12 protein-coding genes are annotated in these 15,518 nt (G+C 61.7%); 3 read left to right on the top strand and 9 right to left on the bottom strand.

The features are described 5' to 3' along the window. Positions 1-29: 29 nt before the first annotated feature. Positions 30-1,466: an FAD-binding oxidoreductase gene (locus HALLA_RS19030; protein WP_049955082.1), complete on the top strand. Its 1,437-nt coding sequence runs from the start codon at positions 30-32 to the stop codon at positions 1,464-1,466. Between the two features lie 66 nt (positions 1,467-1,532). Here HALLA_RS19030 and HALLA_RS19035 read toward each other — a convergent pair whose 3' ends face one another. From HALLA_RS19035 to HALLA_RS19065, 7 genes are all read right to left on the bottom strand, one after another. Further along, positions 1,533-4,358 (bottom strand): DEAD/DEAH box helicase, encoded by a 2,826-nt coding sequence (locus HALLA_RS19035; RefSeq protein ID WP_049955083.1) that lies wholly within the window; start codon positions 4,356-4,358, stop codon positions 1,533-1,535. A gap of 98 nt (positions 4,359-4,456) precedes the next feature. After that, complete coding sequence (locus HALLA_RS19040) at positions 4,457-4,669, bottom strand: helix-turn-helix transcriptional regulator (RefSeq protein WP_049955084.1); 213 nt, start codon at positions 4,667-4,669, stop codon at positions 4,457-4,459. A gap of 6 nt (positions 4,670-4,675) precedes the next feature. Beyond that, entirely contained in the window at positions 4,676-5,107 is a 432-nt protein-coding gene (locus tag HALLA_RS19045) for a DUF2178 domain-containing protein (protein WP_157231447.1), read from the bottom strand. Positions 5,108-5,383: 276 nt separating this feature from the next. After that, positions 5,384-6,022 (bottom strand): NAD(P)-dependent oxidoreductase, encoded by a 639-nt coding sequence (locus tag HALLA_RS19050; protein ID WP_049955086.1) that lies wholly within the window; start codon positions 6,020-6,022, stop codon positions 5,384-5,386. A gap of 320 nt (positions 6,023-6,342) precedes the next feature. Next, positions 6,343-7,206: a metallophosphoesterase gene (locus HALLA_RS19055; protein ID WP_049955087.1), complete on the bottom strand. Its 864-nt coding sequence runs from the start codon at positions 7,204-7,206 to the stop codon at positions 6,343-6,345. 27 nt (positions 7,207-7,233) lie between these two features. Next, a complete protein-coding gene (locus tag HALLA_RS19060; protein ID WP_049955088.1) occupies positions 7,234-9,033 on the bottom strand; it encodes a hypothetical protein in 1,800 nt (599 codons plus the stop codon). Next, positions 9,030-10,304, bottom strand: coding sequence for a Single-stranded DNA binding protein (locus tag HALLA_RS19065; RefSeq protein ID WP_049955089.1), 1,275 nt, complete (start codon positions 10,302-10,304; stop codon positions 9,030-9,032). Before HALLA_RS19065 ends, HALLA_RS19060 begins: the two co-directional genes overlap by 4 nt. Before the next feature lie 208 nt (positions 10,305-10,512). Here HALLA_RS19065 and HALLA_RS19070 point away from each other — a divergent pair, with 208 nt between their 5' ends. Beyond that, on the top strand, positions 10,513-10,872 hold the full coding sequence (locus HALLA_RS19070; protein WP_049955090.1) for a hypothetical protein: 360 nt from the start codon (positions 10,513-10,515) through the stop codon (positions 10,870-10,872). A 112-nt stretch (positions 10,873-10,984) separates the two neighbouring features. On the opposite strand, the gene ggt is transcribed toward HALLA_RS19070, so the two are convergent. Next, complete coding sequence (gene ggt / locus HALLA_RS19075; protein WP_049955091.1) at positions 10,985-12,829, bottom strand: gamma-glutamyltransferase; 1,845 nt, start codon at positions 12,827-12,829, stop codon at positions 10,985-10,987. Between the two features lie 813 nt (positions 12,830-13,642). On the opposite strand from ggt, the gene HALLA_RS19080 reads away from it, so the two are divergent. Next, the gene (locus HALLA_RS19080; RefSeq protein WP_049955092.1) at positions 13,643-14,521 is read left to right on the top strand and encodes an SMP-30/gluconolactonase/LRE family protein; all 879 of its coding nucleotides are present in this window, start codon (positions 13,643-13,645) and stop codon (positions 14,519-14,521) included. Between the two features lie 82 nt (positions 14,522-14,603). Here the strand turns inward: HALLA_RS19080 and HALLA_RS19085 are convergent, their stop codons facing one another. After that, positions 14,604-15,485: an NAD-dependent epimerase/dehydratase family protein gene (locus HALLA_RS19085; protein WP_049955093.1), complete on the bottom strand. Its 882-nt coding sequence runs from the start codon at positions 15,483-15,485 to the stop codon at positions 14,604-14,606. Positions 15,486-15,518: the final 33 nt, after the last annotated feature.

Consider the following 15,518-nt stretch of genomic DNA (forward strand, 5'->3'; position numbering starts at 1 on the left):
GTTATCGTCGCTGACACCGTACTCAGTTTATGGCCACGAAAACAGACTCACCCGGAGAAGTGGCGCTGGCCACCGTCCCGGCCGACGCCGTTCGATCGTTTGACGCTGCGTTCGGCGGCGATATCGTCCGCCCGGACGATTCGGAGTACGATCGGGCTCGAGCGGTCTGGAACGGCATGATCGATAGGTACCCGGCCCTCGTCGCTCGCTGTTCGGGCACCGCAGACGTGGTCGCGTCCGTGCAGTTCGCTCGGGAGCACGACCTCGAGCTGGCCGTCCGCGGGGGCGGTCACAACGTCGCCGGGACGGCCGTCTGCGACGGCGGGATCGTCGTGGACCTCTCCGAAATGAACGGCGTGTACGTCGACCGCGAGGCGCGGACGGTCCGCGCCGAAGGCGGAGCGACGCTGGGCGACGTGGATCGGGAAACGCAGTTGTTCGGTCTCGCTACCGCTCTCGGGGCCGTCTCCGAGACGGGGATTGCGGGATTGACGCTCAACGGCGGGTACGGTCACCTGACCCGGCAGTACGGACTGTCGGTGGACAACCTGCGAAGCGTCGAAATCGTGACGGCCGACGGGCGCATCCACACCGCGAGCGACGACAAAAATGCGGATCTCTTCTGGGCGGTTCGCGGCGGTGGCGGGAACTTCGGCATCGTCACGTCGTTCGAATACGACCTCCACGACGTCGGTCCCGAGGTGTACGCGTTTTTCGTGTGGTTCGACGAGGACGACATCGAAGCAGTGATGGAGCGATACCTCGAGTGGACCGCAACCGTTCCCGAAGACGCGGGGGTTCTCGTCTTCACCGCCCACGTGCCCGACATAGAGGAGTTCCCCGCGGATGCTCGAGATTCCCCCGCCGTGGCCATGCTGGGTTCGTACCGCGGTGATCTCGAGGACGCCGGGGAGGTCTTCGACCCGCTCCGGACGAGCGCGACGCCGATCGTAGACTTCAGCGAGCCGATGGGGTACGTCGACTTACAGTCGATGCTCGACGAGGACTACCCCGACGGGCTCAGGTACTACTGGAAGTCGATCTTCCTCACCGACGTCACCGACGAGGTGGTCGACATCATGGATCGGTACCTCGAGTCGACACCCTCGAGTCTCTCGACGGTCGACCTCTGGCACCTCGGCGGGGCAGTCGAAGACGTGCCCCAAGATGCGACCGCGTTCTGGCACCGGGACAAGCCCTACATGCTCACCTTCGAGGCGAACTGGGAGGACCCTGGCGACGACGACGCGAACGTCGCCTGGGGTCGGAACGGAATCGCCGAAACGAGCGAACTGTCGGTTGCCTCGGGGAACTACGGAAACTTTCCGGGCCTGAACGAGAACCCCGCGAAATCGCTCTACGGGGATAACTACGAGCGACTGGTCGACCTGAAGACGAAGTACGACCCCGAGAACGTGTTCCGGACGAACAGCACCATCGTTCCACGACCTGAAACTGGCCAATGACCGGGAGCCTTCCAGTGATATGAAGGCAGATGGCGATCCGATCCAACATCCGAACGGGACCGGCGTTTAATCCCAGAACGCTTGGGTTCGAGCGTATTGGCGTTCCTTCGAGAGAATATCCCGATAGAACTCGTCTTCGTTCTCCCGGAGCTTGTTGATGATCTGGGCCGCGTTGTGCGGGCCAACGCCTCGAGCGGCCATCGCGATCACGGCCTGTTTCCCGTGGCTCTGAACCAGGCTCGCACTCCGGTAGGCCCGTTCGGTCATCGATTTCTGTTCGTCGTCTTTTTCCTGCGCTCGAACCGCGTCGACAACCTCCTCGGCCCACGGGTTCAACGCCGCGATACGGGTCGAACCGCACTCGGGACATTCGGGTTGCTCGCGCACCCGTCCGACCTTCGTTTTGACCTTCCACTCGGTGCAGTGGGTACAGAGCAGGATTATGCGGTCGTTCTGGATCCGTTCGCGGACCGTTTTGATGACGCTCGCGTCGGCGTTTTCGGGCGCGAGTAGTTCCTTGCCCGAGGAGCGACCGCCGAGGCCGACTGGCGTTCGACCGCGCGTCGTCACCACCTCGAGCGACCCCGACTGTATCGCTTCGAGCACCCGACTCGCCCGGTCTACGTCCAGATCCTCGTGGAACACTTCCCGAATCGACTCCTCGTACATCGGCGTGTCCTCGAGCGCTGACAGCAGGCGGTCGTTCGACAGCCGGCCCGACCCCTGCCAGCGCTTGAGCGCGCCGAACTTCGCGGAGACCTGCGAGAGCCTGAACGCGAGCGCGTCCGATCGCTTGAGCCCCAGCTCGAGTATCGACTCGACGTGGTCCGGATCAGTTTCCTCGAGAACGTCGAGAACGTCGCTCGTCGCGACCGACCCCGGACATTCGAGTTCGATCCGATACGGATCGGTTTCGAGGCCGACGCTCGAGCCGCTTTGCTGGCCGAGAAGCGAGGAGAGCATCCGTCCGAGCGTTTCGTTGGTTGTGTGCCCGAACGGCGCGTTCAGCACGACTGTCCGACCCTGTCGCTCGATTACGATCCGATCCCGCGTCGGCATGGCCGTCTCGGTTTCAACGTGGTCCTCGAGCTGGGAGAGAGCTTCCGACAGCGTGTGGTGGTCGGCGGGGTATCGACCCGCGAGTTCGCGCGCGACGCCGGACGCGTCGGCTCCGGCCTCGAGTTGCGGCCCCGCGACGCCTCGAAGCTCGCCGACCTCCTGGGCGACGTCGTAGGGGACGGGGATCTCCTGGCCGATCCAGGAGGGGATCTCGCCCGCCGGGTCCTCGATCGGGCTGACTTTCACCTCGTCCTCGTCGTCGTCGATTTCGGCGATCCGCCACATCTCGCCGCGCTGGACGAAAATCTCGCCCGGCGCGGCGAAGTTGACGACGAATCGCTCGTCGAGCGTCCCGATCTGTTTCCCGGAAGCGATGTCGTGAACTTCGTAGGTCGCCTCGTCGGGGATCATCGAGAGGTTCGCGTAGACGTACTGCCAGGTGCCCCCGGTCGTCTCGATCCGATCCTCGCTCTCGTCGAACCAGACGATCCGATTGCGGTGCAGTTCCGAGAGCACGTCCCGGAACGTCTCCTCGCCGAGGTCGCGGAACGGGTAGGCCCCGCGGATCGTCTCGTAGGCGTCCTCGACGAACGTCGAGCCGCGACTCTGGACGAATCCGGGTATCTGGTTCGCGACCACGTCGAGGCTTCCCTCGTGGATCGACGCCGGTTCGACCTCCCCCTCGCGGGCCCGCCGCGCAATCGCGAGGGCCTCGAACGTGTCGTCGGGTCTGGTCGTGACGACGGTTCCGCTCGAGACCTCGTCCCGCCGGTGGCCCGCTCGCCCGACCCGCTGGAGGAGCCGCGCGACCTGGCGCGGGCTCTGGTACTGGACGACGTGGTCGACCCGCCCCACGTCGATGCCGAGCTCCATCGACGAGGTACACAACAGCGCGTCGAGTTCGCCGCGTTTGAACCGATCCTCCACGTCGATCCGCGCCTCCTTCGAGAGCGATCCGTGGTGGACTCCGATCGGAAGCTCGAGTTCGGTGAACCTCGAGCCGAGCGCTTCGGCAGTCTGGCGGGTGTTGACGAAGATGAGCGTCGATTCGTGATCCGCCACGATGTCCCGGATCAGCCGAACGTGACTCGCCGTCTCGGCGCTGGTCATGAGTTTTCCGGAGAGTCGTTCGTCCTCGTCGGTTACCTCGGGTTCGCGGACGGACACGTCGACGTTGCTGCCGACGTCGATTTCCTGAATCGTACAGGGCCGTCCGCCGGTCAGAAACTGCCCGACCTCGCGCGGATCTCCGACGGTCGCCGAGAGCCCGATTCGCTGCATACTGCCCGCGAGGTCCTCGAGTCGTTCCAGCCCGATCGAAAGCTGTGCGCCTCGCTTGGAGGCGGCGAGTTCGTGGACCTCGTCGATCACGACGTGGGAAACGTCCTCGAGCGCCTCCCGAAGACGCTCGCCGGTCAGCATCGCCTGGAGGGTTTCAGGCGTCGTGACGAGAACGTCGGGCGGGTTCTCGGCCTGCTTCCCCCGCTGGTACTGGGTCGTGTCGCCGTGTCGAACGTCGACCTCGAGGCCGAGGTACTCGCCCCACCACTCGAGTCGGTCGCGCATATCGCGGTTCAGCGCGCGGAGGGGGGTGACATAGAGCGCGCCGAACCCGTCGGGTGGATCGGCGACGAGGTCGTCGAAGACGGGGAGCATCGCGGTCTCGGTTTTGCCGCTCCCGGTAGGTGCAATGACGAGCGTATCGTCACCGGCCGAAAGCGGCGGAATCGCCAGTCGTTGCGGTGCTGTCGGCGTCGAAAATCCGCGTTCGGAAAGCGCATCGCGAACCGTCTCACCGAGGTGGGTAAACGCCGCAACGTCCCCGTCGATCATCGAACCCGTATAGGGGCGAACGCCGGATAAGCGCCACGCTTTGGGGTCCGATCGACGATCGTCTGCCGACAAACGACGGTTGCGTTCGAACCGATTCGCTACCGCGGTTCGTCGCCGTTACCGCTCGGATCGAATATGTCTTCAATACGACAGTCGAAATGCGACGCGAGTTCGAACGCGAGGTCAAGCGACGGATCGTACCGATCGCGTTCGATGGCGTTGATAGTCTGACGAGTGACGTCCACGGCTTCGGCGAGTTCCCCCTGGCTGAGGTTTTCCGCTTCACGTCGCTCGGGGAGATCATTATCCATCGGTGCTCAAAGCCGACGGGAGGCAATAGCGTAGCAGACTCCCCAGACAAGGTACAGTGCGGATGCAACGTAGATCGCTCCCCACATCGTCGGCGTGATCGTTAACTGCCCCGCTGCTTCCAGGGCGTACAGCGGCGGAACGACGCCGAGACCGACGACGAACGCGACGGACATCGCAAGGCCGCTCGCACGGCGGGTTAGCTCCTCGTCGCGTTCGTCGTAGAACCGCACCTCGCTCCACTTAGGAAGCAGGTAGGCAAGCCCCGCTCCGAGCCACACACCGACGAGGTAGATCACCGTTCCTGCGTACTCCTGATCGAAGACGAGCCCTGCGAGTAAGCCAACGATTGCGATCGCGATAATCGCATAGACGGTCCGTTCGTACACTTTTCGAGTTCGTTCGGCTGTTCCCCCGGTTGGAAGTATGGTGTCGGACATGCTTTACAGTAAAGTCTACTTTACACCCGCTATTAAATCCATCGAATATGAGATATTTTACATATCTTCCCAATTGCTCACAGTGTCGGATGATATGCGAGATATCATACGCACAATTCGCTCATGATTTCGGCCAGAGATATCAATCAGTATATTCTGATTGGGTGCAGATTGGCTGTGACAGTACGGATCGATTGCGACGATACTCTCTGCAATCGGAACAAGGGAACCCCGAGATTTGGCGAACCGATCGAATTGTGCTGCGTTGTGCAGTGGTTAGTAGCCGACTCCGAGTTGCGTGTTGATCGCATCGCCGGATTCGAGTTCGTCGACGAAGGCGACGGCGAAGTCCTCCATCGAAATGTAACTCTCACCGTCCGCAGTGGCGACTAACTCTCCCTCGGCGGAACGGTATTCACCGGTCCGCTCGCCGGGTTCGATTTGCGCGGCGGGAGCGACGTATGTCCACTCGAGGTCGTCAGCCTCGCGGATTATCTCGAAGGCATCGATGGCAGCCCGTGAGACGGGCTCGAATTCGTCGGGGAAGTCGTCAGTTTCGATGAGCATCGTGTTAGGCTCGACGTTCAGACCGCCAGCCCCGCCGGTCCAGACGAGCCGGTCGACACTCGTTTGCCGAAGTCCTTTGATCACCGCCGCCGCCATCTCGGAGAGGATATCGGCCGTCTCGTCTTCAGAGGGACCAAGTGCCGATGCGACCGCATCGTGTCCCTCGGCAAGCGCCGCAATTTCGTCCGCGTCGGTCGCGTCACCGGCGACCGCTTTGCAATCCGTGTCGTCAATGCCAGGTACGTCCCCACTTCGAGAAACGCCGGTCACCTCGTGGCCGCGCTCGAGGAGTTCAGCCGCGATACGTTGTCCGATTCGTCCACTCGCACCGAGTAGTAGTACATTCATTGTGTCGTTATGGTTCGTTGATTGTTTCGACGCGGTACGCAAAGTCCACACTTCTGGTTACATCGTCATATCCAATACTATACCGTGAGCCCATATTATAGTTCAACTAACGTTCGTGTGGCCACGTTTCATCGATGTCACCTCATCAGTCGGTCAAGGAGAGCCATGCGGAGTGTCCGATGAGCAAACGTCGAGCGAAGTTGGCTCCCGATGGCGGTTAACAGTTAGACACGTCCTCCGAGAAGGCGAACCCAAATACAATAAACGCAAACGAGCAACGGATTCTAGCTCACAGACACACCTCGCGTGTCGTCGGGGCTTTAGACTTCACGAAACGCGCCCAGACGCGTTCCGTCGAGCAGATACGCCTCCCCATCCGCGATGCCGTCGGGGAGAAACGGTGCGAGAAACGACTGCCCGGGAACGTTCACCCACGTTCCGCCGACCAGGTCGTTGAAGGCGGGAAGGCCGACCATTCGAGGCGGGTCCCCCTCACCGAACCACGACAGAGCACTGTACTCGTCTCGCTCTCCAAACGGCTCCGGATCGAGTCGGCCCCGGAGCCAGATCGGTTCCACGCGAGCGCCGCCGACCTCGTCCTCGAGACGGATGCATGGGTGCTCGTGCCCGAAACAAACTACCTCGGCCTCGAGCACCTCGGGTGCCGGCCACGTGTGCCCGTGACAGACGCCGAGCGGACCCAGTCGAACCCCGCTTCCCGGAACGATCTCGAGGGTCGGCTCTTCCCGTCCGCTCTCAGCGCCATCGATGGTCCCGGTGTGGCGGTCCCCGTCCGAACCATCATCGAGCCAGGTTTCGATCGCCCCGTCGTGGTTGCCCTTGACCAGCGTCACCGAGACGGAGTCGGAAACGGACTCCAGCAACACCTCGAGTTCGCCGCGTTCGGCTCCCCCCGGATCGCCGATGGCGTGCATCAGATCGCCGCAGACGACGAGGCGGTTGACCGCGGTCCGCTCGAGCAACTCGAGCAACCGCTCCCGGCGGTCGGGTGCCTGACTCGGCACGTCGACACCCTGCTCGTAGCGCAACCCGGCTTCGTAGCCGGCGTGGTAATCCGCGATCACGAGCGCTCGCTCGTCCTCGAGCGTGGCCAGGGCTGCTGGTTCGCCCGGAATCGGCTCGAGAATTGGTGCGTCGGAATCGCTTCGCGGCGGAGAGTCCATTCGAAATAGCCGTATGCGCCGGTCGGGTTAGATCGCCTTGAGCGTTTCGTCGTCGGGTTCGTAACACTGGCCGCCCATCAACGCGTCCTGAATCGCGTCTTCGACGTCGTCCGGAGCCGCGCCCGTTTCATCGGCGACTTCCGAGACGACGGTCGAACGGTCTGCACCGTCGCCGTCGTCGAGTCGGTTCATGGTTTCGATAACCTGAGCCTGGACATCGATTTCCTCGTCCGGTTCGTCGACGGATTCGGGCGCTTGTTCGGTATCCGTCTCCGCCGGAGATGCAACGTCGTCCGCGGTTTCTTCGAGATCCGATGATGAACCCGCCGGCTCATCGGGAACCGTCTCCGCCGAGGACGACTGACCGGTGTCCTCCGCAGTGGATTCTGTCGGCTCTTCGTCGTCCGGAACCTCGATATCCGCCGATCCCGGTTCGTCGACTTCGGCCCCGGTCGAGAACTCCGCGCCGAACTCGGCCTCGAGTTCCTCGCGCTCTTCGTCGTCCATCTCGTACATCCCGTCGTCGAACCCCTCGCTGTCGAAATCGCCGAGATCCGCGTCATCAGCGTCCTCGTCCGCGTCGGACTCCTCGAGTGGGTCGGCGCTCGAGGTCACATCGGCGGCGTCGCCACCGGTCGGTTCCTCGTCGATTTCGTTAGCTGGTTCGCTCCCCGTCGCTGCCTGCTCGTCGGTGCTGGCGTCGTCCGACCCCGAGGCCTCGGTGATATCCGGTTCGTCGACCGAATCGGTCGTATCCGTCTCCACCGTCGCTGTGGATACGGCCGCTTCTTCGCTGGATTGACCGCCATCGTCTGTCTCGCCGTCAACGTCTCGAGCAGCGCTCTCACCGGCCGGCTCGTCGTCGTTCGACGTCACCTCAGTCGAGAGCTCCGCCGTCTCGGGCTCCGACCCGCTGGCGGAGCCGACAACCTCGTCTGATACGCTCTCTCCGGACGCCACCTCCCCAGAAGCCGTCTCCTCGGCTGCCGAGGTGGTCGTCGGTGCCGCCGTATCGCCCTCGAGCGAACCGGCACCGTCGTCCGCATCAACGTCCGATAATACCGCCTCCACCGCCGTCTCATCGATATCCACGTCGCCGGCAGCAGCGATTTCCTCGAAAGACCGACCTTCGGGAGTCGTCTCGTTCGGGCGAACGTCGAACTCCCCGGCCGTCTCTCGGTCTCCGGCGATGACTTCCACGGTTTCGATCGAGAGGGTTCGCAGGGCCTCGAGATAGGTCGGCGTCGTTCCGTAGTGTTCCTGTGCGAGCGGAATACCCTGTGCGAGCGGTTCGTCGACACCCGCTTCGACGAGGACATCTCGGAGTTGCGTTCCGTACGCATCGATTCCGGCCGCCGCGGCGTACGTATCGAGACGGTCGATCGTCTGCTCGGCCGCGCTGACGACCCAGCGGTCGCGCGTCTCCGCGTCTACCGGCGCGATGCTCTCGGGACGGATCGACGTGTAGACCTGCTCCGAATCCTCCGGCTGGAACGTTCGGGCTTTCCCGGTTATCGCGACGAACTCGGGGGGCTCGAGCTGTTCCAGCGCGGCGAGTTCGTCCGGCTGGTACTGTCCGGCGTAAACGACGAACGCGCCCGTCGGGTCGACGACGCGAGCGCGGAGCATCTCGTCGTTGACCGGCGAGATTTCGGTGAGCGTACCGACGACGAACAGGCGATTCAGCCGCGCGCCGGTTGGCGTGATCACGTAGTTCGGTGCGCGCTCCTCATCGCTTTCGGCGTGTGAAAGCGTCGAATCGTCGTACTCGGCGGCGAACAGTCGGTAGGCGATTTCCCGGTTCGGCGTCGGGGATTCGGCGCTCATGCTCGCACCTCCTCGAGGAAGCGTGTCGCACGCACCGTCGGATCGAGGTCGTTCTCCTCGAAGGTTTCCGCGTCGAGGTTCGCGCCGTAGTCGTCGACAGAGAGGTGGCCGCGGATCGAGTACTCTCGGCCGACGATTTTCTCGCGAATCGTATCCGCGACGACTTCCTGATCCATCGCCTCGCGGGCTTGCTCGAGGGCGTCTTCGAGCGTCCCGTCGTAGACCTGCTCGGTCAGTTCGTCGTCGAGGACGACGGTGACCGTTCCCGTTCCGTCGTCGAGGATAGCCTTCACGCGGAGGTCATCCTCGCCATCGACGGAGCCGTGTGTTCGACACTGGCCTTTCTGGACGACCCGGTTGCACTCGGGACAGCGCTGAATCAGTCCGGAGCCGTCACGGACGGCGATGACGTTACCCACCAGTTCGACGTCGTAGACGCCGCCGCTTGCGACCGCCTCGCCGATCTCCATGATCGTCGCGTCGGTTCCGACCTCGACTTCGGTCTCGAGACTCGAGACGGTCGAAAACTCGGAGACGTTCACCTCCGGAACGCCGCGGAATTCGCGCACGTAGGCGTTCTCGATACGAACGGATGCGCCAGGTTCGATTGTGGGATCGGGAGCCCAGCAGGTAAACGGCAGGCGGCCGGACTCGTCGCCCAGCACGCCGCTTTGAATTTCCGTTTCCCCGTCGCGACCGTCGATCGTTCGGCGCTCGGATTCGAGGATCTGCACGTCGACGGTTACCGCCCGGTCGCCCGTCTGCAGGTCGGCGATCTGTGCATCGCCGCCGATCTCGTAGGGAACCTCGAGCGACTCCTCGAGAAACGAAAGCGACGTGCTCTCGCCGAGATTGAGTTCGGGTTCGCCGTCCCACTCTCGGACGCCGGCGTTGCCCGCGGTGACCGTATCGCCCGCAGAGAGGCCGAAGTCCTCCCAGGCGGTGTAATCGATGACGCCCGTTTCGTCGGCCAGTCGCCCTTCGACGATGACGTGGTCGTCGTCCTGGTATCGGATCGATCGTTCGCCCGCGGTCAGGACGACCGCCGTGACCGTGACGTTGCCGTCGTCGGTCGTGATTTCGTCGATCGACTTCGAGGACGGCGCGCCGCCACCGCCACCCGAGTCGTCGCCGTACTTTCGGCGAAGGCTCTGTTTGGCTTCGTCGATCGGCACGCTGTACTCCACTAAATTCTGTAGGTCCGCTTTGACCTCCTCTTTGTCAATACCGAGATCGGAGGCAAGATCCTCGGCATGGTTCTCGAGTTCCATCACCGGATGCTTCGAGTGGGGGGCTAAAAAGCGTTCCCGCAACACGGTGAAAGTGAACGAGGTCGCTGTCCTCCGTCTGGAGATTTGCAAACGCGGAACCAACCACTATCGGGGATTGATCGAGTGACTTTAGCGTTACTGTTCTTTCCGGTCGGCAGCAGCAGGCTCAACGCCTAACCCTGTCAGTACCCTTTCTCGAGGTACTACTATGTCGGTAGAGACATTACATGCGCTGAACCTGAATCGCCCTGGTGGCCCCCGGTTACGGAAAGCGTTTTTCGTCGTGTGGATGCTCGACCTCGTCGCAACGACGCAGCTGTTTCTCGTTCCGTACGCTCGAGAACTCAATCCCATCACCGTGCTGTTCTACGAATCTATCGGACTGACAGGCGTCGTCCTCGCAGCGGTTTCCTATGCGGGAATCATCGTCGGTCTCGGGTACGTGCTCTCGAAACCGTTCGACGTCAGCTTCGTCACCGCCGTCGTTTCGTGTTACGCCTTCTTTGCGAGCAATAACTTCGCTCTCCTGTTGTTCCGCAAGTCGCTCGTAGAAACGCCCGTCCTGTAAACCACGGACTCGGGATCGACCTCGAGATGGGTTCAGAGATGAAACCACGAGTTCTGCTGGTCAACCGTCCAACAGTTGATCCATCCGATACTGGAGCGGGAGTGGGGTTCCCCTAGCGACACCCTCCGCGGTCGAACCCGACGGCCTGCCCGTCGCGATTCGGGTCGGCCGCACCGATCAGTTCGTCCTCGCCGATGTCGATGACCTGTACGTTGCCGAGTGTGCTTGCTTCGTCGTCCCAATCGTGGCCCCACTCCGCAGTCGTTTCGCGGGCGCGTTCGGGAACGCCGCTGTCCCATTCGACGTCCGAGCAGTGGTACGTATAGATCGCGGGTTCGACGACTGATTCGAGGGGGTCGAGGCCGTAGACGTACCGATAGAGCAGCGTTTGTGCTGTCACGCTGACGATCGTCCAGCCGCCCGGTGATCCCGCGGTGAACTCGGGGACGCCGTCGTTCAAAACCATCGTGGGGCTCATACTGCTCAACGGGCGTTTCCAGGGTTGCACCTCGTTCGGTCCACCGGGTTCGGCGTCGAAATCCGTCAGTTCGTTGTTGAGCATGAACCCGCGTCCGGGGACCATCTTTCCGGATCCCATGAACTGCTCGATCGTCGACGTATACGAGACGGCGTTTCCGTGCTTGTCGACGACCGAGAAGTGCGTCGTCGCTCCACTTTCCCCACCGGAATCTGATAGTTCACCCGATGAGTCAACCCCCGGCGGAACGCCGGGATCGGCGCATCCATTCGCCGCGACCGAGTCTCCCATACGTATCTCCCCGGCCCGCTTCGCGAGGTAGTCGTCGTCGAGGAGTCCGTCGATCGGAACGTCCGCGAACTCGGGGTCTCCCATGTACTCCATCCGGTCGGCCCAGGCGAGCGTTATCGCCTCGGCGACCAGGTGATACATCTCCGGAGACCGGAGTTCGTGGTTCTCGATGCCGCAAAACTCGAGCATTTTGAGGGCCATCGCCACGACGCTCGGCCCCGAACTGGGGAGCGGCTGGCCGACGATTTCGACGTCGTACCAGTCTTTACGGACTGGGTCATCAAGCGTGATATCGTAGTCGGCCATATCGTCCGTGGTCATGGTACCGCCAAGCTCTCGAACCGTCTCGACGAGATCCGCCGCAATCTCACCTTCGTAGAAGGGATCCGTCCCGCCCCGTTTGATCAGCGCGAGGGTATCGGCGAGGTCGGCATTGACGAGTCTATCACCTGCGCCGAGCGGTTCGCCGGACGCGGTAGAAAACGTCTCCTTCGCTGCGTCGTTGAACTTCCACCAGTTCTCGGCTATCTGTTCTGCGAGAAAGTCATCCACCGTAAATCCCTTTCGTGCGAGTTTGATCGCAGGGCCGATCAACTGCTGGCGGGGGCGCGAGCCGTACAGCTTCCGTGCCGTCTCGAGCCCCTTTAGCGTGCCCGGAACGCCCACGGCATCGCCCGATTGGTGTCGCTGATCGAACGGAATTTCGTCACCGTCCTCGTCGAGGAACATATCGGGTTCCGCGCCTCGAGGCGCTCGTTCGCGGCTGTTGACGCAGGTAATTTCGTCCGCCGCTGCGTCGTAGATTACCATGAATCCGCCACCGCCAATCCCTGAACCGTGCGGTTGGGTAACGTTCAGCGTGTACTGGAGCGCAACGGCGGCGTCGACCGCGTTGCCGCCCTTGCGTAGAATCGTCGCGGCGACGCCGGAGGCGATGGGATCCACGCTCGAGACCATTCCGTCGGCTGCGGCGACCTCTCGGCCGCAGGTGAAGTGACGTTTGCCGCAACTGAAACCTGGCACGTCGGTGACCGGCTGAACGTCCGCTGCGGTGGTAGACGAGCCGATACCGAGTGCGCCTGCGGTTACGCCGATCGTCGTCAGGAGCGTTCGGCGGTTGATCCGGGACGCGTCGGCGGTACTACCGTCCGTCCGGTCGGTTACTTGTGATGGGGGTTGTCGTGTCATCGTTCGAGACTCCAGTTCAGTTGCCACTCACGTATTTTATAAACAATCGCCAAATAGACCAATATAGTTTCCTATTATATTAAATCAGTTCACCCTTTGGACTACAGGATCGAACGCTCCGGACGAGAAATACCGTTCGTTCTTCCCGCGACCGAAACGATCTCTCGAGCGAGGTCGGCTGTTCTCCTCAAGTAGTCAGATAACAACCATTCATATATTATTGATGTAACTGCGCAAGTAGCGCAACACAATTACGGTTCTCGGCCAGTCGATATCGAGATAAGCCGCCTATACAGCTCGTAAGTGGGATCCGAGACGAATATCTGATGTCTATTACTAGCAATCCAAATCAGATAGGTACTGAACTATCTTTCCTGAGTTCCAATCGTTCGTCGACTTTCTCTACGTTCTGAGAGAGAGACCGATCGTCCGCCAGTTCGTATTTGCAACGCCAGTCCTCGGTTCGATGTCGACAGCGATCCGAACGCAGATCATATTCATCACGCTCCGTCTGCGTTCTACCAGTATGGAGCCGAGAGAATTTGTGAGAGATACGATATCAGAAGGGTATCTGGTACGTTTCATATTATATCACTAATTTGCTCTTTATTGGTCCGGTCGCAGACAATTAGACGGGAACCGATGAAGACGCTCATATCCGGAAATGCAACGCCGGTCAACTCTTGGAACCGAACGTGCTGGGGTCTGAATCTCACGAATCAGTGGTGTTGTGGGTCACCTATCGGCATCACCGCACCCATATTCCGCCCGGATTTCCTGTAGATTGAAGTCCGGCTGGGTAAACACTCACACGTGACTACTATCGAGCGAATTGCCGATACGCGTGCGGGGACCGGCGAAGGGCCACTGTGGCACCCCGAGGAAAACGCACTCTACTGGGTAGATATCCCAGCAGGGCTATTGTACCGTTATGATCCCGAAACGGGCGAGAACACCGTCGCCTACGAAACCGACGACGGCTCACCGCTGGGCGGGTTTACCATCGAGGAAGACGGATCGCTCCTCCTGTTCGAGCACGGACTGGTTTGTCGCTGGAAGCCACAATCGACCGAAGCCGAACCGATCATTCGGGTCGACGCGGACACGCGGTTCAACGACGTCATCGCCGACCCCGAGGGGCGCGTGTTCTGTGGGACGATGCCGGGCGAGAACGACCTCGGCGACCTGTATCGAGTCGATCCCGACGGCTCGGTCCGAATCGTCATCGAAGACGTCGACATCCCGAACGGAATGGGGTTCTCGAGCGACCTCGAGACATTCTATTTCACGGAATCCGAAGCCAATCGGATCGACACGTTCGACTACGATCGCGACACCGGGGAGATCTCGAACCGGCAGCCGTTCGTCGAAACACCGACGGACGACGGCGTTCCCGACGGACTAACAGTCGACGAGGACGGGTTCGTTTGGTCGGCCCGATGGAACGGAAACCGCATCGTACGGTACGATTCGGATGGCACTGCAGTCGCCGAAATCGAGCTTCCGGCCCGGAAGGTTTCCTCGATTACGTTCGGCGAGCCAGCGTACACGGATTGCTACGTTACGACGGCGCTCGACGGCGGAACGCGTGCGTCCGAAGGCGACGGTGCAGGAGCACTGTTCCGGGTTCGCTTCCCCGAAATCGACGCCGCCGGCGTGGCCGAGTTCCGGTCGCGAATCGGACTCGAGTAAGCGAACGGGATTCTAGCACGAGCGAAAACATCCACTCCGGCAGCGAACGGCCGCTGTCGAGACAAACGAATTCAATTCCCCATCAACTCCGCCGCCAGGTTCGATCCGGTTCCCACTCGAGCACTCGGCGGGCTTTCTCCGTCGAAATGAGTGACTGGCGTGTTTCGAGGGAGTCGTTCACCGTCGCATCCGGATAATACTGTTCGGCAAGCGTCGCGGAGTCGACGGCCGCGGTCGTGTCGTCTGCGACCGCCCAGAACCGCTCGTGTCCGTCGAAGGACGCCTCGGCGGCGAGTCTGGCGATCGACGCGGCGTCTTCGATGTGGAGATACGAAAAGAGCACGTCTCGAGTCGTGTGATGCCAGGCGTCCGCGAGTCCCTCGAGCGATCGATCCGCATCGACGAACGCTTCTCGGAGCTCCTCGTCGGTCGCGACCCACGGGTACCGAAGCGACGAAATCGTCGGCGCGTCGGGGTTTCGGGCGAAGCCGTCCGCGGTGATCTCCATCGCGTGTTTGGCGATTGCGTAGGGGTCTCTGGGGGTCAGCGGGTGGTCCTCATCGACCGGAAGGTATCGCACGTCCGTCGGCGCTTCCTGATAGGCGGCACCCATCACGTTGATGCTCGAGGGAAGTACGACCGACTCGATATCGAGGTTCGTCGCCGCCTCGAGGACGTGATACGCCGACTGAACGGTGCTTTCGTAGGTTTCGAATCCGGGGTGATCGGTCGGCCCCGGTATCGTTCCCATGTGGATGATCGCGTCCGGATCCGTCCGCGCGAGCGAACCGTACACAGACCCAGCGTCCAGCAGATCGATCGACTGGAAGCGCTCGGAAACGTCTTCCTGACGTTTTCCTCGAGAGATATTGATGGTTCCATAGCCGTGGGCGTCGAGTTCCGAGAGAATCGCTTCGCCGATTTTCCCGTTTCCGCCAGTGACCGCCACTCGATCGATGGCCATACGCCACCTTTTCGAGGCGATCAATTATAGGTA

This window comes from Halostagnicola larsenii XH-48, from assembly GCF_000517625.1.
Classification (GTDB): domain Archaea; phylum Halobacteriota; class Halobacteria; order Halobacteriales; family Natrialbaceae; genus Halostagnicola; species Halostagnicola larsenii.